At 68.9% G+C, this 17,062-nt stretch carries 15 protein-coding genes; 11 read left to right on the forward strand and 4 right to left on the reverse strand.

The genetic code is table 11. The features are described 5' to 3' along the window. The first annotated feature begins 399 nt into the window (after window positions 1–399). The 4 genes from ABIA33_RS14160 (at window position 400) to ABIA33_RS14175 (ending at window position 3,373) form a co-directional block, all read left to right on the forward strand. Window positions 400–1,326, forward strand: a complete 927-nt coding sequence (locus ABIA33_RS14160; RefSeq protein WP_370081175.1) for an ABC transporter ATP-binding protein — start codon at window positions 400–402, stop codon at window positions 1,324–1,326. After that, on the forward strand, window positions 1,323–2,069 hold the full coding sequence (locus ABIA33_RS14165) for an ABC transporter permease subunit (protein ID WP_370081177.1): 747 nt from the start codon (window positions 1,323–1,325) through the stop codon (window positions 2,067–2,069). The genes ABIA33_RS14160 and ABIA33_RS14165 overlap by 4 nt, the downstream gene beginning before the upstream one ends. Window positions 2,070–2,185: 116 nt before the next feature. Next, the gene (locus ABIA33_RS14170) at window positions 2,186–3,091 is read left to right on the forward strand and encodes an SPFH domain-containing protein (RefSeq protein ID WP_370081179.1); all 906 of its coding nucleotides are present in this window, start codon (window positions 2,186–2,188) and stop codon (window positions 3,089–3,091) included. Between the two features lie 9 nt (window positions 3,092–3,100). Continuing rightward, window positions 3,101–3,373 carry a hypothetical protein gene (locus ABIA33_RS14175; protein WP_370081181.1) on the forward strand — a complete coding sequence of 91 codons (273 nt, stop codon included), beginning with the start codon at window positions 3,101–3,103 and terminating at the stop codon, window positions 3,371–3,373. A 94-nt stretch (window positions 3,374–3,467) separates the two neighbouring features. Here ABIA33_RS14175 and ABIA33_RS14180 read toward each other — a convergent pair whose 3' ends face one another. Both ABIA33_RS14180 and ABIA33_RS14185 read right to left on the reverse strand, forming a co-directional pair. Then, window positions 3,468–4,433 carry a D-2-hydroxyacid dehydrogenase family protein gene (locus tag ABIA33_RS14180; protein ID WP_370081183.1) on the reverse strand — a complete coding sequence of 322 codons (966 nt, stop codon included), beginning with the start codon at window positions 4,431–4,433 and terminating at the stop codon, window positions 3,468–3,470. Between the two features lie 850 nt (window positions 4,434–5,283). Beyond that, a complete protein-coding gene (locus tag ABIA33_RS14185) occupies window positions 5,284–5,685 on the reverse strand; it encodes a hypothetical protein (protein WP_370081185.1) in 402 nt (133 codons plus the stop codon). A gap of 182 nt (window positions 5,686–5,867) precedes the next feature. Between ABIA33_RS14185 and ABIA33_RS14190 the strand changes: the two genes are divergently transcribed. From ABIA33_RS14190 to ABIA33_RS14210, 5 genes are read left to right on the forward strand one after another with little or no spacing between them, the layout of a single operon-like run. Then, window positions 5,868–6,941: an ABC transporter substrate-binding protein gene (locus tag ABIA33_RS14190; RefSeq protein ID WP_370081187.1), complete on the forward strand. Its 1,074-nt coding sequence runs from the start codon at window positions 5,868–5,870 to the stop codon at window positions 6,939–6,941. 3 nt (window positions 6,942–6,944) lie between these two features. Then, window positions 6,945–8,717: an ABC transporter permease gene (locus ABIA33_RS14195; RefSeq protein ID WP_370081189.1), complete on the forward strand. Its 1,773-nt coding sequence runs from the start codon at window positions 6,945–6,947 to the stop codon at window positions 8,715–8,717. After that, a complete protein-coding gene (locus ABIA33_RS14200) occupies window positions 8,714–9,877 on the forward strand; it encodes an ABC transporter ATP-binding protein (protein ID WP_370081191.1) in 1,164 nt (387 codons plus the stop codon). Before ABIA33_RS14195 ends, ABIA33_RS14200 begins: the two co-directional genes overlap by 4 nt. 37 nt (window positions 9,878–9,914) lie before the next feature. Then, window positions 9,915–10,703, forward strand: coding sequence for a COG4280 domain-containing protein (locus ABIA33_RS14205; protein WP_370081193.1), 789 nt, complete (start codon window positions 9,915–9,917; stop codon window positions 10,701–10,703). Then, a complete protein-coding gene (locus ABIA33_RS14210) occupies window positions 10,700–10,909 on the forward strand; it encodes a hypothetical protein (protein WP_370081195.1) in 210 nt (69 codons plus the stop codon). Before ABIA33_RS14205 ends, ABIA33_RS14210 begins: the two co-directional genes overlap by 4 nt. Window positions 10,910–10,934: 25 nt before the next feature. Here ABIA33_RS14210 and ABIA33_RS14215 read toward each other — a convergent pair whose 3' ends face one another. Then, complete coding sequence (locus ABIA33_RS14215) at window positions 10,935–11,444, reverse strand: Chromate resistance protein ChrB (protein WP_370081197.1); 510 nt, start codon at window positions 11,442–11,444, stop codon at window positions 10,935–10,937. Between the two features lie 399 nt (window positions 11,445–11,843). Between ABIA33_RS14215 and ABIA33_RS14220 the strand changes: the two genes are divergently transcribed. Beyond that, window positions 11,844–12,659, forward strand: a complete 816-nt coding sequence (locus tag ABIA33_RS14220; protein WP_370081600.1) for a VOC family protein — start codon at window positions 11,844–11,846, stop codon at window positions 12,657–12,659. Between the two features lie 215 nt (window positions 12,660–12,874). Here ABIA33_RS14220 and ABIA33_RS14225 read toward each other — a convergent pair whose 3' ends face one another. After that, a complete protein-coding gene (locus ABIA33_RS14225; RefSeq protein WP_370081199.1) occupies window positions 12,875–13,639 on the reverse strand; it encodes a carbonic anhydrase in 765 nt (254 codons plus the stop codon). Between the two features lie 292 nt (window positions 13,640–13,931). Between ABIA33_RS14225 and ABIA33_RS14230 the strand changes: the two genes are divergently transcribed. After that, entirely contained in the window at window positions 13,932–17,015 is a 3,084-nt protein-coding gene (locus ABIA33_RS14230; protein WP_370081201.1) for a carbohydrate-binding protein, read from the forward strand. The last annotated feature ends 47 nt before the right edge of the window (window positions 17,016–17,062 follow it).

Here is a 17,062-nt window from a genome sequence, read left to right on the forward strand (position 1 = left end):
CGCGGGCCGCCTGATTCCCCACTCCGGGCTGCCGCTCGCACTCGTCGAAGATCACCCAGTGCAGGCACTCCACGCGACCGCGCTCCGATCCGGCCAGGAATACGGTCCAGGAGGGGAGCGACTGGGCCAGAAAAGTGATATCACTATGCTAGAACATGAGATGGGGCCGCGAAGAGGTGCCCAGCTCGTTGCGGGAGGCACCGGGTTCTGGTGTCGCTACTCTGCAGTCGAAGGATGAGCCGGATGAGAAGACCAGGCACGGGTCGGCGGTCGACCGCACAACGGACGAACAACACTGACCAGTCGACGGCGCCGGGTGCAACGCCCGCGCCGCCGTTCAGCGGTAGTGGGGCGGCGCAGCCGGGGCCGGTCGGAGTGGCGGCGATAGAGGTCAGTCACGTGACCAAGCACTTCGGCGGCCGGATCGCCGTTGACGATGTCTCGTTCAGCGTCGCCCGCGGCGAGGTATTCGGGTTCCTGGGCCCCAATGGGGCGGGTAAGACGACGATGGTGCGGATCCTGGGCACGTTGATCGCGCCGACCTCCGGGTCGGCGGTGGTCGCCGGTATCCCGCTGACCGCGGACAACGAGGCGGAGATCCGCCGACGCATCTCGATCATGCCGGAGGCCCCCGGTCTGTACCGGAGGTTGACGGTGAGGGAGAACCTGGAGTTCTTCGCCCGTCTCTACGGTCTTGCAGGCCGTGAGGCCCGGATCGAGGAGGCACTGGAGGCCGTCAACCTCGTCGACCGCGCTCAGGACGCGTGCGGGAGTCTGTCGAAGGGCCTGCGCCAGCGGGTCGCCCTGGCCCGCACGCTGCTGAACGATCCGGAGGTCATGTTCCTGGACGAGCCGACCTCGGGCCTGGACCCGGTGGCGGCGCACGAGGTGCACGGTTTGATTGACTCGCTGCGGCAGCGCGGCGTCACCGTCTTCCTCACCACCCACCGGCTCAACGAGGCAGAGCGCCTGTGTGACCGGATCGCGATCATGAACACCAGCCTGCAGACAATCGGCCGACCCGAGGAACTGCGCCACACGCTGTTCAACAGGTCACTGGACATCACGACGGCCGCACCGCTCACCGACCCGGGCCACGTCTTCACGGACCTGCCCGCCGTCGAGGGCTGGCGGGCCGACGCCCGGCCGGCCGACGGCACGGCCGGCTACGTGCTTGAGGTGTCCGATCCCGCGCAGGCGGCGCCCGAGGTGGTCCGCGCCCTGGTGGCCGCCGGGACCGACGTGCTGTCGATCGGCGAATCGCAGCACTCGCTGGAGGACGTCTATCTCGAACTGGTCGAGGACCAGGAAGGCGGATCGCGATGAGTACCACGACGAATCACATCGCTGCGGTCGTCCGCAAGGAGCTCACCGAGTTCCGGCGCAACCGCTTCATCCTTGCCACGATGGCGGTCCTGCCGGTCTTCTTCCTCGTCTCGCCAACCACCACCATCTTGGCGAGCAAGGCGGCCGCGGACAGCCAGAAGCTTGACCTTCAGGTCGGCCTGGGGCTGATGTTCCTGATGCTGATCCCGGTCCTCATCCCTGCCACCATCGCGGCGAACTCGGTGGTCGGCGAACGAGAGCAGGGAACTCTGGAGCCGGTGCTGACCACGCCGATCCGCCGCGAGGAACTGCTGATCGGCAAGGCGGTGGCGAACCTCATCCCCGCGGTCGGATTGTCCTACCTCATGTTCGGCGTCTTCCTGGCGATCGTGGGCATCGGCGCGAATCCGGTGATCGCCACGGCCGTCTTTCACGCGCCGCAGCTGCTCGCCGAGGTCTTCTACATCCCGCTGCTGGCCGGATGGGCGGTCTGGGTCGGCCTCGCCATCTCCACCAAGGCCAACGACACGCGCGTGGCCCAGCAGCTGAGCACTCTGGCGAGCCTGCCCCCGATTGCCGTGATCGCACTGATGTCGTTCAACGTGATCAAGCCGACGCTCACGACCGCTCTCGCCTTCGCGGGCGTCCTCCTGGTCATCGACTTCGCCGCCTACCGCGTCGTCGCGAAGCTCTTCGACCGTGAACGCCTGATCACCGGCACCAAACCCAGCACCGCCCACTGACCCACAGCTGGCGCGCCATCAGTACGGTCCCGAGCCCGGACCGACACGTCGGATCGTCCTGCCAGAGCATGAAGCAATATCCAGAGCATGAAGCAATACAAAGAGGAGGCAGCCAGATGGTTGCAGAAGAGCCCAGCGGGATCCAGGCCCGGATGCCGGAGTCGCCGGTGAGCGAGCGCCCCGCGCGCGCCTGGTCCGGCGGGCTGGGGCTGGCCGGCGGCCTGGCCCTGGTCGTCGCGGGCGCGGTGCTGGCCACGAACTCCACCGGCGGCGCCGGGAAGTTCGCGGCGGCGTTGATCGTGCTCGGGGTCCTGGTGCTGGCCGGGCTGACCGCCGTCTCCCCGGGCCAGGCCCGAGTGGTCTCCCTGTTCGGCCGATACACCGGCACCGTGCGCGACACGGGGCTGCGCTGGGTCAACCCCTTCACCAAGCGCAGGCGCGTCTCGACCCGGATCCGCAACCACGAGACCGCGGTACTCAAGGTCAACGACGCCGACGGCAACCCGATCGAGATGGCCGCGGTGGTGGTCTGGCAGGTCGCCGACACCGCCCAGGCCGTGTACGCGGTTGACGACTTCGTCCAGTTCGTGGCGATCCAGACCGAGACCGCGGTCCGGCACATCGCCGGCAACTACCCCTACGACGCCCGCCACGACGAACACCTGTCGCTGCGTCAGAACGCCGAGGAGATCACGTCACAGCTCTCCGAGGAGATCACCGCCCGAGTGGCCTCCGCCGGCGTCCACGTGATCGAGTCACGTATCACCCGACTGTCCTACGCAGCCGAGATCGCCCAGGCGATGCTGCGCCGCCAGCAAGCCGACGCGGTGGTCGCCGCCCGCACCCGCCTGGTGGAAGGAGCCGTGGGCATGGTGCGCATGGCCCTGGACAACCTCGCCGACCAAGGGATCGTCGACCTCGACGAGGAACGCAAGGCCGCCATGGTCAGCAACCTGCTGGTAGTGCTGTGCAGCGACCACGCCACCCAGCCGGTAGTGAACACCGGCACCCTCTACCAGTAAGCGCCACAGGTGACCGAACGCAAGAAGATCCTGCTACGCCTGGACCCGGCGGTCCACGACGCACTGGCCCGCTGGGCCGGCGACGAACTGCGCAGCACCACCGCGCAGATCGAGTACGTGCTGCGCCAGGCGCTTGCCCAGGCCGGACGCCTGCCCGGGAATGTGGGCGCCATGCCCAGACGCGGCCGACCACCCAGGGAGACCGCCGCCCCGACAGCCGCCGAAGGCCGGCTCCCGACCGACGCAACCGACGTTCAGGACGCCCAGGAGAAGACGCCCTGAACACCGCCCGCGGGCCCCCCGACAGCGAGACCGGCACACACCGCGCGAACGCACAGTTCGAGGCTCAGCAACCAGCTACTGCGGTCCCATCGGATCAAGCCGTCTCAACCACTCGAAGCGGGTTGCCGGCGAGGAAGGCGGCGATGTCCTCCACCACGTCCGCGTAGTACGTGCGGTAGTTCTGCTCGGTGACGTAGCCGAGGTGCGGCGTGGCGAGCACGTTCGGCAGCGAGCGCAGGGGGTCGTCGGCGGGCAGCGGCTCGGTCTCGAAGACGTCGAGGCCGGCCCCGGCGATCCAGCCCTCCCGCAGGGCGCGGAGCAGCGCCGCCTGGTCGACGATCCCGGCACGCGAGGTGTTGACCAGATAGGCGTGGGGCTTCATGGCGCGCAGCTCCGCCTCCCCGAGCAGACCACGCGTACGCTCGGAGAGCACGAGGTGGATCGACACGAAGTCACTGCGTTGCAGCAAGTCGTGCTTGCTGTCCGCCAGTTGTGCTCCTTCGGCGGCTGCGCGCTCGGCGCTGAGGTGCTGGCTCCAGGCGAGTACCTCCATGCCGAAGGCGGTGGCGATGCGTGCCGTCTGGCTGCCGATCTTGCCGAGCCCGAGCAGCCCCAACGTCCGGCCGTGCAGATCCTGGCCCACCGTGGACTGCCACGGGCCGCCCTCACACAGTGCCCGGTTCTCGACCGTCAGCTGCCGGGCCAGGCCCAGGATCAGTGCCCAGGTCAGCTCCACCGGCGGAGTGGAGCTGCTGGCTGTGCCGCTGACGGTAACCCCCGCAGCGGCCGCTGCCGCCAGATCGATGGAGGCGTTGCGCATGCCCGTCGTCACCAGCAGCCGCAGCCGTGGCAGGCGGCGCAGTAGTTCCGCGTCGAAGGGCGTCCGCTCCCGCATGGCCACGACGATGTCGCAGTCCGCGAGTGCGGCGACCAGCTTCTCCCGGTCCGTCAGGTGTTCGCGCAGCACGTGCACTTCCACTCTCCCTGCGAGCGGTGTCCAGTCCGCGAGAGTCAGGGCGGCGCCCTGGTAGTCGTCGAGAACAGCGCAGTGCAGGGTCACGTCGGCTCACTAACGTCGTTCGAGGAGGCGTGTGCGGCAACAAGTCCGAAAGGTGCATCCCATGTCCGTGGAACGCGCAAACCTCGACGTGCACCCCATCACTGCCCTGGTCACCGGGGCCACGCCCGGCATCGGCCGGGCAGTCGCCAAGCGGCTTGCGGCCGACGGACCAGCGTGATGAAGCGCGCGGCCGAACCCGCCGAGATCGCCGAGGTCGTCGCGTTCCTCGTCTCGTCGAAGGCCGGCTACGGTGCGACCGTCGCCGTCGACGGCGGCCGCACCGCCATCTGAGCCTGCCTGCCCTCAAGGAACTGGACGACGTTCGCCGACGCTGAAGGCAACGACTCTGATCTCATCGCCGACTGAGGCAAGGAGTACTGCCAAACGCAGTACTCAACACGCCCGAGCGAGCGACGCCGGGGACGCATTCGGCCCTCACCGACGGGCGCGGACCACGTCCGCGCCCTAGGGTCGAGCTCGTCGAGGGGCGCTCTCCCGTGTGCTCCGCGCAGCGGCATGCTCCAAAGCCGCCGCTCGACGCCGGGACACAGCTCCGGCACGTGCCTACCTACAAAACGAACGATCCGTCTCGCCCGTGCAGGGCCCGGATCTCACAGAACGGAGACCCCCATGCTCGCGGAATTGCTCGGAGTTGTTTTGCGCCTGCTCACCGCCATCCTCTGATACCAGGGTCGAAGGCTCCCGGCGGGCCGGGAGCCTTCGACCGCTGTGTGCAACGCGCGTCGAGGGTCCGCTGTGCCGCCGACGACCCGCCGCAGAACGCGCCGACCGCCTGCATCCCGTCGGTCGCCCTGATGCACAGCACCTAGTACCCGTCCGAGCCGGTCGTTCAGTGCAATCCCTGGACAGGACCAAAGCGCTGCGCCATGTGGCCACCGATGACTTCGGCGACGAGTTGGAGCGCAGCAAGCGGACGGAAGAAGACTGTCAATTCGCCGACGAGTCCGTCGGGTCGGTACGCGACAACGTTCAGCCCGTGCGCCGGCACTCCGCGCAACGAGGTCTCGAACAGAATGACACTCTTGTCCCCTTCTATGATCTCCTCGACCAGCTCGAAGGGGGCCAACTCCTCGGTCAGGACTCCGAACAGGAAGTCTGCGGTGTCCTTGCCGCTGAGCGGCTCGTCGTGAACGGCGACCCGGATCGTCACGTCGTCGCTGAGCGACGCGAGAATCGCCGCCTGATCGAATGTGGAAAGCGCCTGGCTGTACGCGCTGCGTCCGCGGGCCATGCACGTACGGTACTCCGCCGAGCTCCGGTCATGGTCACCTTTGCATCCCCGCGCTTCGGGCTTGCTGCAACCGACATGTTCGTGCCCAGTTCACGAGACGTCCACCGTAGGGAACGGTTGAAGTTTCACCTGTCACTCCACGGTTCTAACCGTCGTTAGAATCACAACGTGCTGGAGCGAACATGTCTCTTCGAACAGTAGTAACCGCGCAGCGGAAGCGCGCCGCCCTGGCTGCGGTCGTCGCGGCTCTGGTGGGCGGGGCTGCCACCGGCTGCGGCGGGTCGAGCCAAGCGGCGACCCCCTCAGCGAGCTCGGCTCCGGTGCCGTTGGTCGTGTACTCGGCCCAGGGCTATGACAAGACCGTGACCGATGCCTTCCAGAAGGCTACGGGCATCCCGACCAAGCTGGTGGACGACAGCACCGGCCCGCTGCTCGCGCGGGTCCAGGCCGAGCAGGGCAACCCGAGCTGGGGTGTGCTCTGGGTGGACGGGGACGAGGCGTTCGCGGCTCTCGACAAGGCCGGGATGCTGCTCAAGGGCTATCAGCCGAGCGCAACCCTGACCGCCGCCGGACAGGCTGTCGTCCCCGCCGACAAGAGCTATGTGCCCACCGGGCTGACGGTGACCGCCGCCCTGGTCTACGACGTGAGCAGGACGCCCAACCCGCCCACCAGTTGGCAGGAACTGCTGACCCCGGCCTGGAAGGGCGCGATCGGCATGAACGACCCGTCCGTGTCCGGCCCGACCTACCCCTTCGTCGCCGGGATGTTCAACCAACTCGGCGGCGACAGCCAGGGTCAGGCGTTCTACACCGGCTTGAAGAGCAACGGCCTGCACGTCTTCCAGACCAACGACGACACCCTGCACGCCCTGCAGAACGGTCAGATCAAGGCGGCCCTGGTCCAGAGCTCGGCCGGAATCGCCACCGGCATCAAGAACCCCCACCTCAAGACGGTCTATCTGCCCAAGGTGACCTCGCTTCCCAGCGTGCTCGGCATCGACGCCAAGGCACCGGCTCAGGTCCGTGCCGAGGCCGAGCAGTTCGCGACCTTCGTGCTCAGCACTCAGGGCCAGCAGGCCATGCTGACCGGCGACCGCCACGGCGACTCGCTGTTCTGGCCGATCGTTCAGGGCGTCCAGCCGGACCCGGAACTCCCCGCCCTGTCCACGGTGCCCACCCAGGCGATCGACCCGTACACCTGGGGCCCCAAGGAGGGCGGCATCAACTCCTGGTTCACCAACACGATCGTGCGCTGAGTCATGGTCGACACCACCATCGCTCCCCGGCCGCGCGCACTGGGCGCGGCCGGGGCGGCGCTCCGTCGCTCCGCAGGGCACGGGCCGGCAGCGCTCGCCCGCTCACTGCCGTGGTTGCTGTTCGGCGCCGTGCTGCTGCTGCCGGTGGCCGGGTTTCTGCTGGTCGCCGTGACGCCTCGGACGTTCGCGCAGGGCGACTCCTGGTTCAGCCTGGACGCGTTCCGCCAGGTGTTGACCGGGTGGACCGCCCACGCGCTGCTGGACACGTGCCTGGTCGGCGTGGGCGCCGCCGCACTGGCCACTGCCATCGCCACCGCGCTGGCCTGGCTCACCGAGCGCACCACCGTCGCCGGGCGAGGCTTGTGGAGGCTGCTGCTGTGGGCGCTGCTGCTGGCGCCCTCCTACTTGGAATCCTTGGGATGGACCTGGCTGGTCGAGCCCCAGGGCGTGCTCGCCAGGATGCTCGGCCATGATCCGACGGCACTCCAGGGAGTGGTCTTCGGCCCGTTCGGCGTGGTCTGGGTGCTCGCCTCGCGCGGCGTGCCCTTCGCGTATCTCGCCGTGTCCGCGCTGGTGCGCGGCATGGGGCGGGAGTTCGAGGACGCCGCCCGCACCCACGGCGCGAGCCGCGCGGCCACCCTCCGGCTGCTGCTGCCCATCCTTGCTCCCGGACTGTGGGCCGGATTCGCGATCGTCTTCGCCGAGTCGATCAGCGACTACGGAGTGGCCGCCACCCTCGCCGCACAGGCGAACTTCCCACTGGCCACCGGTGCCATGGAACAGTCCATCTCCACCTTCCCGGCGCAGTTCCCGATGGCCTCGGCGATGGGCTGGCTGCTGCTCGGACTGGTCGCCCTCGCCCTGCTCGCCCAGCGCCGCTCGCTTCGCGGACGCAGCTTCGCGGTCCTGTCCGGGCGGACCCGCCCGGCGGTGCGGATCCGCCTGTCACCAGCAGGCCACCTGCTGGCTCTGACCGGTATCGCCGGGTTCTTCGCCATCGCGCTGGGCGTGCCGGCCTTCGGGGCAGGGGCCGCTTCCATGCTGCCCTCCGCGGGCAGGGTGAGTGCAGCCGGGCTCGGCCTGGACAACTTCCGGCACGTGCTGCACTCGAGCGAGATGGTCACAGCACTGGGCTACTCCGCGCGGCTCGCCGCGATCACCGCCTGCGCGGCGGTGGTCTTCGGCGCGGTCGCCGGCCGGGCGCTGGCCCGGCGCGGTTCGGGAGGCGCCGGCCGCGTGCTGGATCTGCTGCTGCTGGCAGCGGTCGCGCTGCCGTCCGTACTGCTGGCCAGCGGCTACATCTTCACCTACAACCTGCCGATCGCCTCCCGGTTGGGCCTGAACCTGTACGGCACGACCACGCTGCTGGTTCTCGGCTACCTCGCCGGGGCCCTGCCTTCCGCCGCCCGCCTGCTGTCCGGATCCCTCGGCCAGGTCAGCGACTCCCTGCTGTGGGCGGCCCGCACCCACGGACGCTCCGCGGTACCGGCATGGACCGGAGCAGTACTCCCGCTGGTTGCCGGTTCCCTGGTGTGGACCTGGCTGATCGCCTTCTGCGGAACCCTGCTGGAACTGCCCGTCTCGCAGTTGCTGGCCCCGCCCGGGAACGAACCGCTGTCCGTTGCGATCACCCGCCAACTTCAGGGCTACGACCTGGGAGCGGGCGCCGCGATGACGGTCCTGGTCGTCGCCGGCGTGCTGGCACTGATCGCCACCGCCCTGGGCGCGCTACGCCTGCTGCTGCCCGCCGCCCACCGCCTGGAGGCCGTGGCATGACATCCCACCTTCGCGTCGAAGGGCTGAGCAAGTCCTTCGGCGGTTCCCGCGTCCTGCGCGAGGTCTCGTTCTGCGTGCAACCGGGACGTTTCCTGGTCCTGCTCGGACCCTCCGGCTCCGGCAAGACCACGCTGCTGCGCTGCCTGGCCGGGATCGAACGGGCCGACACCGGAGGCATCCACCTGGGCGACCGCCTCCTGGCCCACGGACGGACGCATCTCCCTCCGGATCGCCGTGACCTGGCGATGGTCTTTCAGGACTACGCCTTGTGGCCGCACATGAGTGCCGCGGCGAACGTCGGCTACGCGCTGCGCCGGCGTCGGCTGGCCGACCAGGAGGCCCGCAGGCGCGTGGACGCCGCGCTGGACCGGGTCGGACTGCGCGAGCACGCAGCGCAGTACCCGCACCAGCTCTCGGGCGGACAGCAGCAGCGCGTCGCCCTCGCCCGCGCTCTGGTCGCCGAACCCGGACTGCTGCTCTTCGACGAGCCGCTGTCCAACCTCGACGCGGACCTCCGCGAGCGGCTGCGCGTGGAGATCTCCACGCTCACCCGCGAGAGCGGTGCCACAGTTGTCTACATCACCCACGACCAGGCCGAGGCATTCGCCCTGGCCGACGAGATCGGCGTCCTCGAAGGCGGCCGGCTGGTCCAGCTCGGCTCGCCGGAGGACGTCTACCACCGCCCCGCATCACCCTTCGTGGCCCGGTTCACCGGACTGGCGGGTGAGCTCACCGGACAGGCGACAGCTGCCTCGAACGAACGGAGCGTATCCGTGCGCACCGGCGCCGGAGTGGTCCTGGCCGGCTCCCGGGACTCGGTTCCGGCGGGCGCGGCGCTCCGGCTCCTCATCCGCCCGGCCGCGGTCACCCTCGTCGGTACCACCGGGGCCGCCACCGAGGCCGCGACCGGGAACCTGACCGGGACGGTCGTGGACACCGCCTACCGCGGCCGTGGTTACGACCACGTACTGGAACTCCCCGGAGGCACCCGGCTGACCGGCGTCTTCGACCGCCTGGCCCACCCTCGGGGTACGCAGGTCCACCTGCGACTCGACCCCGAAGGCTGCTTTGCGTTCCCCGATCCGCAGCCTTCGCCCACCCCGGCTCCCGTGCACTCGCCGGAGCCCGTATCCACCCGCACATCGCTGGAGGTCTCATGACACCCCGTCACCCCGCAATCACTCCAGGGGGCACCGCATGACCTCCTACGTTCTCTTCCTCACAGTCTTCCTGGCCTGCGCCGTCGAGGCCGTCGAAGCGGTGACCATCGTCCTGGCCGCCGGCACCAGCCGGCACTGGGGCTCAGCCGTCCAGGGCACCGTGTCCGCCCTGCTCGTCCTGGCCGTCACCGTCTCCGCACTCGGACCGGCCATTGGCCTGCTCCCGCTCGGCGCCCTGCGCCTGGTCGTCGGCGCCCTGCTGCTCGTCTTCGGCCTGCAGTGGCTTCGCAAGGCCGTGCTGCGCGGATCCGGCTTCAAGGCCCTGCACGACGAGACCGAGGCCTACGCCAAGGAGGTCGCCGCCGCCCAGGCCGCCGGTGCCGGAGGCCGCGGCATCGTCCGCGACTGGTACGCGTTCACCCTCTCCTTCAAGGGCGTCTTCCTCGAAGGGCTCGAAGTCGCCTTCATCGTCGTCACCTTCGGCAACAACCAGCACGACATCCCGACCGCCGTCCTTGGCGCGGCAGCGGCAGTCGTGCTGGTCACCGCCGCCGGCATCGCGGTCCGCGCGCCTCTGGCCCGCGTCCCGGAGAACACCATGAAGTTCGCGGTCGGCACCATGCTCACCGCCTTCGGCATCTTCTGGTCCGCCGAAGGCGCGGGCGTCACCTGGCCGGGCACCGACGCGGCGCTGCTGGTCCTCATCCCGTCGGTGGCGCTACTCGCGATCGGCTACACCGCACTGCTGCGCCGGACCGGCGCAGCCGCCGGCACCGCCGTCCCGACCGCAGCCGTAAGCGCACCCGTGGAAGGTACCCTGCGATGAACTGGATCCGCTCCTTCGTCATGTTCTGGTACGACTTCATCGTCGGCGACGACTGGAGAGTGGCACTCGGCGTGGTCGTCGGCCTCGGCGCCACGGCCGGCCTGGTCCACGCCGGTGTGAACGCCTGGTGGCTGCTCCCGATCGTGGTCGCCGTGCTGCTCGGGCTCTCCGTGCGCCGGGTCATGCTGGCCGCCCGTCAGAGCTGACCGACAGGAGGGGGAGGAAGCCGCCTCAGCGGCCCTCCCCCTCCTCGGCGTAGACGCGGGTTGCGTACTCGTCGAGGACCTGCTCACACTTCTCCAGCGCCGCGGTGGCCGCTGCCACGCCCGAGGCGCCCAGCACATCGCGGTCCCGCACCTTCGCGAACCAGTTGCGCAGCTTCACCAGGTCCTCGTCGTTCTCCTCCAACTCCGCGTAGGTGAAGTGCTCCGCCTGGTACTCCTTCTCGATCTGCCGGAGGAAATCCTCGCACCGGTCGACGATCTCCTCGTACTCGTCGTCACGGGCCGCCTTGAACGCCTGCTCGATCTCCGCGCCGCCCGCCAGCACCTGCGACACCAGCAGCGAGGCGCTGCCGCCCATCTCGGTGATCTCGTTGCGCAGCACCCGCAGCGAACGTTCGGCACTGGTGCTCTGTGGCAGGGCCGCCACCGAGTTCTGCAGGTAGATGGCCCCCATGCCCTTGATCTTCCGCCACACCCCCGCGCGCAGCCGGGTCGGCTCCGCAGGCACCTTGTACACCAGTACGAGCCACCCCACACCGAGCGGGTCGGGCTTGCCATCCTCACCTGCAGGACCCGTCTGACCCACAGCCCTTGACACGTGCACACCTTCCATAGGCCGGTTGCCACCAGGGCCCGTCCGGCACGGAAGCCCGGAACCCGACTTGTCCAAGCAGCCTACCGGTGACGGCCGACAGCAGTGTGACCAGCAGGGAAACGGCCGTTGCCCGGGAAGACCAGGCGACATACGACGGCTCGCCGTCGAAGCGCCAGGCCGGGCCTCACCGTGGGACGGGTCGCACCGCACACGTCCGATCCGGCCCGGCGCGTCGGCCGGGTCTGCGCGGGCTTGACGCGTCGACGCCCCTAGGGTGGAACAAACCGGCGTACAGGACATACAGAGGACACGGAGTCGATGATGACTGAGTTCCCGGAAGGCGCGCCCTGCTGGGCGGACGCCATGTTCAAGGACGTGGAGGGCGCCAAGGCGTTCTACGGCGAAGTGCTGGGCTGGACCTTCGGCGACGCCGTCAGCGAGTTCGGCAACTACACGCAGGCCTACTCCGGCGGCAAGGCGGTCGCGGCCGTCGTCCCGCCGATGCCGGGGGCCGACGAGCCGGCCTCGCAGTGGACGCTCTACTTCGCCTCCCCCGACGTAGCCGCCACCGCTGAGAAGATCAAGGCCGCGGGCGGCGCGGTGCTGATGGAGCCGATGCAGGTGGGCACCTTCGGCTCGATGGCGATCGCTACGGAGCCCACAGGCGCGGTCTTCGGCGTTTGGCAGCCGGGCGACCACAAGGGCTTCGAGAAGGTCGGCGAGGTGGGCTCGTACTGCTGGGCGGAGCTGGCCACCCGGGAGCCGAGCAAGGCCGACGCGTTCCTGACGAAGGTCTTCCCGTACAGCTCCCAGGAGATGGAGACGGGCGGCGACCCCGCGGCGGCCGAGATGGACTACAAGGCGTTCAGCCTGGCCGGCGCGGAGAATCCGGTCCTCGGCCGGATGAAGACGGGCGCCGACCTGGAGCCGCAGACCCCTTCCCACATCCGGGTCTACTTCAGCGTGGACGACTGCGACGAGGCGGTCGCCAAGGCGAAGAAGCTCGGCGGGGAGGTCCACGGCGGGCCGATGGACAGCCCCTTCGGCCGCTTCGCCGCACTCACCGACCAGCAGGGCGCGGCGTTCATGGTGATCGACACGGCCAGGGCGGTCGGCGAGATGCCGAAGATGAAATGAGTCCGCTCGGGGGCGGGGCACCCGCGAGGTGACCCCGCCCCCGTATGCGCCCGCTGTGGCGTGCACCGCTCGGTACGGGCAGACGCGCGTGCTACGCGGCAGCGTCAACTCCCGCTCAGGCAGTGCGCCCAGACGCGCTGGCGCCTGGGCGGGGCGGATTCGTCTCAGCCGGAATGCGGGTTCGTGGAGACCCATTGATTGAGACCCACAGGGCATCACTCCACGCGGAAGTCCACAGCCCCGGTGTCCAGGGAGTAGTACGCACCGACGATCCGGGCCCGGCCTTCGGCTTCGAGCGGCTCGAGGATGGCGTCGTGGCGTAGCTGCCGCACGGTGAGGCGGATCTGCGCTCGTACGGTGTTGTCCACCTGGTCGCCGGGGATCGGCTTGGCCGCCTCGTAGGCCGGCCGCAGGGCCTCGACGACGTCCTCCAGGTGCGCGGGCGCCTCCCGGCCCGCGTTGAGCGTTTCCACTACGAAGCTGACCGCACCGCAGCGCTGATGTCCCATCACGACAAGCAGGGGCGTCAATGCCTCCTCGATCCCGTACTCCACCGCGCCTTGCACCAGGCCGTCGTTGGTCTGGGCAGCGGTGCGCACCACGAAGAGATCCCCGACGCCCTGGTCAAAGACGATCTCCGGTGGTACCCGCGAATCGATACACGAGAAGACAGTCGCAAGGGGGTGCTGCTCCGCCGCCACGGCCTCGCGCCGCGCCACGGTCTGGTGCGGGTGGACGAGCCGCCCGCTGACCCAACGCCGATTCCCCGCGACCAGATACTTCAGGACGCGCTCGGGAGTGAGGGGACCGCACGCGTCGTCGATGGGCGGGGCAGCCCGGCGGGTGGCCGCGTAGCTGTCCGAAGCCGGCGCTGCGGCGAGAAGCGGCGCGGCAGCGAGAGCCGCAGCCCCGCCGGCCAGCAGGCGCCTGCGTGTCGGCAGACAGGGTGCGGCCTGGGAAACCTGGGGCGGCTCATGCATGTCGGTGGCTCCTCACAAGTGCGCGTACCAGGAAGCGAGATCCCTGAGTATTGACCCCTGAGCACTGCCACCCCGCGAAGAAACGTCTGATTTCGTCGTAGTTTCACTCGATTTGATGCTTCGGTGCCGCCGCCCGCGTGATCGAGTCCCGACCGAGGTGTCGTGGAATTTTTCTAGTGGGTCATAGAATTGCGTAATTATATCGAGGTATTGCACCTAAGTATCCGTCAGGTTACGTTTCCTCTCAGCACACGCCTGCCACCCCCGTGTGCACAGCCAGGGAGGACCCTCGATGAGACGCACACCGAACCTCGCCCCGCGCCGCTGGATGAGTGTGGCCGTCGCGGCGTTACTCACCGGCTACACGCTTGCCTCGTTCAGCGCGGCACCGGCCGCTGCGGCCACCGGCGTCGGGGCGACGGTGCCGTTCACCAGCTTCGAGGGCGAAGCGGGCACGCTCGCCGGCGGCGCCACCGTCGTGTCGTTGACCTCCGCGCCGACCAGCCAATACTCGAGTGCTGCGGTGGAAGCCTCCGGCCACGCGTACGTACAGCTCACCGGCACCGGACAGAGCGTTCAATGGACGAACACCACCGGCGCGCCGATCAGCGCGGTCAACGTCCGCGAGAGCATCCCGGACTCCGCAACGGGCGGTGGCAGCACCGCGACGCTCGACCTCTACGTCGACGGCACGTTCCGGCAGGCGCTGAACCTCAACTCGAAACAGAGCTGGTTCTACGAGAACAGCAGCAACTACAACGGCAGCAGCCAGAACCCGGCCGACGGCAACCCGCGACAGTACTTCGACGAGTCGCACACGTTCATCACCGGCGCGCCGATCGCCCCCGGCAGCACCCTGACGCTGAAGAAGGACGCCGCGAACACGGCCGCGTTCTACTACATCGACGTCGTCGACGTGGAGAACCCGCCCCCGCCGGTGGCCCAACCGGCCAACTCCATCTCCATCACCAGCTGCGGCGCGGTGGCCGACAACACTCCGACGAACGGTTCCGGTGACAGCGGCGCCGTCGACAGCACCGGGGCCATCCAGAACTGCATCAACCAGGCCCAGTCCCAGAACAAGGTTCTGTGGATCCCCGCAGGAACGTTCTACCTGAAGGGCACGACGGGCCTGAGTGCCCAGGGCATCACCATCGCCGGTGCCGGAGTCTGGTACAGCACGATCTACCGTGACGTCCCGCTGCCCAACAGCGTCGGCCTGGCCGCCCTGTTCGACCTGACCTCCTGCAACGTCCAGGACTTCCACCTCGACTCCAATGCCACCAGCCGCGCCACCGTCGACGGCGGCGGCGGCGCCATGGACACCTCCGGCACCAACTGGGTCGCCAACGACATCTGGAGCCAGCACGTCGAGTCCGGCTTCTGGGCGTCCGGCACCGGCGGCACGGTCGAGAACAGCCGCCTCACCGCGATCTGGGCCGACGGCATCAACCTCAACAACGTGTCGCTGAACAACTCCGTCGGCAACAACCTGACCGCGACCAACAACTTCGTGCGGAGCACCGGCGACGACGGAATGGCCATCAACTCGGTCAACTACAACACCGACTCCAGCGGCAACAAGACCTACTACACGCCCATGTCGCACATCACGATGACGCACAACACCGTAATCGCCCCGTGGGGCGGCAAGGGCATCGGCATCTACGGCGGCAGCAACCAGGACGTCGAGTTCAACTACATCGCCGACACCGCCCGCTACATCGGCCTGGGCGCCGGCCGCTTCGGCGTCAACGGCAACGACCTGCTCACCGCCACAGTCAACGGCAACGTCATCGTCCGGTCCGGCGGCAACGGCTACAGCCAGGGCCAGCCGGCCCTGCAAATCGGCAATGGCGGCGACGGCCAGAACGTCGGTGTGGTCGACCACGTCACCGCCACCAACAACACCGTCGTCAATGCCCTGTACGACGGCATCGGCTTCTCCACGTCCACGAACACGCTCCTGCAGAACAACACGGTCACCTCGCCATGGCGCAACGGCATCGTGATCGCACCGCCGTTCTATCCCGCGCCCACGGGATCGGCCACCATCACCGGTAACACCGTCACCGGCCTGGGCTCCGGGATGTCGCCGTTCCTCAACAACTCCAGCGGCTTCACCGCCACGGCGAGCAGCAACAGCTGGCAGGGTGGCAGCCCGGAAGGACCGTACGGCGGCAGCGCCGCCGCTGTCCCCGGCGTCGTCCAGGCGGAGAACTACGACACGGGCGGCCAGAGCATCGCCTACAACGTCACGTCCGTCAACGGCACCGGCAACAGCTACCGCGCCGACGGCGTCGATCTGGAGACGACCACGGATACCGGCGGCGGCTACGACGTCGGCTGGACCACCGGCGGCCAGTGGTTCCGCTACAGCATCAACGTCGCCACGGCCGGAACGTACACGGTCAGCATGAGAGTTGCCGCTCCCGGCGCTGTGACCGACGCCCTGCACCTGTCCAACGCGTCGGGAACCAACCTCAGCGGCAACGTCAACATCCCCGCCACCGGCGGGTGGCAGAACTGGGCCACCGTCACCACCCAGGTGACGCTGCCCGCGGGGCAACAGGTTCTGACCCTCGACGAGGACAACGGCGGCTGGAACGTGAACAGTCTGCAGTTCGCCGCCACCGGCACCGGGGGAACCGCCGCGTTGACGACGAGTCCGTCGTCGCTGACGTTCGCCAGCCAGGCCGTGTCCACGACCAGCGCCTCGCAAGCGGTGACGGTGACCAACACCGGGACCGCAGCGGCGTCGGTCTCCTCGGTCGCAGCGTCTGGTGACTTCAGCCAGACGAACAACTGCGGCAGCTCGATCGCCGTGAACGCCTCCTGCACGGTCAACGTCAGCTTCACGCCCACCGCGTCGGGCACCCGGAACGGGTCCTTGACGGTCACCGGCAATGCGTCGAACAGCCCGACCACGGTGGCGTTGTCCGGCACGGGAACCGGCACCGTCAGCACCAACCTCGCCGCCGGCAGGCCGACCGGCGAGTCGTCGCACACCGACGTATATCCGTCGTCGAACGTGACCGACGGCAATCAGAACTCGTACTGGGAGAGCGCGAACAACGTGTTCCCCCAGTGGGTCCAGGTGGATCTGGGATCGTCCCAGTCCGTGAGCAGGGTGGTGCTGCAGCTGCCCGCCACGTGGGGCGCGCGCGACGAGACGCTCTCCTTGCTCGGCTCGGCGGACGGGTCGACCTTCACCACCGTGAAGGCGTCGGCCGCCTACACGTTCACCCCGTCGGCCAACAACACCGTCACGATCACCTTCCCGGCGACCTCGCAGCGGTACTGGCGGGCCACCATCACTGCCAACACCGGCTGGCCCGCCGGCCAGATCTCCGAGTTCCAGGTCTGGAACCAATAGCCCGGTGGGGAACAGCGCGGCGCCGCCGAGCCTCAGGCCCGGCGGCG

Origin of the sequence: Streptacidiphilus sp. MAP12-16 (assembly GCF_041262165.1) — a bacterium.
Taxonomy (GTDB): Bacteria; Actinomycetota; Actinomycetes; order Streptomycetales; family Streptomycetaceae; genus Streptacidiphilus.

Coding starts and splice junctions, on each gene's coding strand:
- ABIA33_RS14165 (WP_370081177.1), top strand. CDS start 1,323: ATGAGTACCACGACGAATCACATCGCTGCGGTCGTCCGCAAGGAGCTC.
- ABIA33_RS14170 (WP_370081179.1), top strand. CDS start 2,186: ATGGTTGCAGAAGAGCCCAGCGGGATCCAGGCCCGGATGCCGGAGTCG.
- ABIA33_RS14185 (WP_370081185.1), bottom strand. CDS start 5,685: ATGGCCCGCGGACGCAGCGCGTACAGCCAGGCGCTTTCCACATTCGAT.
- ABIA33_RS14190 (WP_370081187.1), top strand. CDS start 5,868: ATGTCTCTTCGAACAGTAGTAACCGCGCAGCGGAAGCGCGCCGCCCTG.
- ABIA33_RS14195 (WP_370081189.1), top strand. CDS start 6,945: ATGGTCGACACCACCATCGCTCCCCGGCCGCGCGCACTGGGCGCGGCC.
- ABIA33_RS14200 (WP_370081191.1), top strand. CDS start 8,714: ATGACATCCCACCTTCGCGTCGAAGGGCTGAGCAAGTCCTTCGGCGGT.
- ABIA33_RS14205 (WP_370081193.1), top strand. CDS start 9,915: ATGACCTCCTACGTTCTCTTCCTCACAGTCTTCCTGGCCTGCGCCGTC.
- ABIA33_RS14210 (WP_370081195.1), top strand. CDS start 10,700: ATGAACTGGATCCGCTCCTTCGTCATGTTCTGGTACGACTTCATCGTC.
- ABIA33_RS14220 (WP_370081600.1), top strand. CDS start 11,844: ATGACTGAGTTCCCGGAAGGCGCGCCCTGCTGGGCGGACGCCATGTTC.
- ABIA33_RS14225 (WP_370081199.1), bottom strand. CDS start 13,639: ATGCATGAGCCGCCCCAGGTTTCCCAGGCCGCACCCTGTCTGCCGACA.
- ABIA33_RS14230 (WP_370081201.1), top strand. CDS start 13,932: ATGAGACGCACACCGAACCTCGCCCCGCGCCGCTGGATGAGTGTGGCC.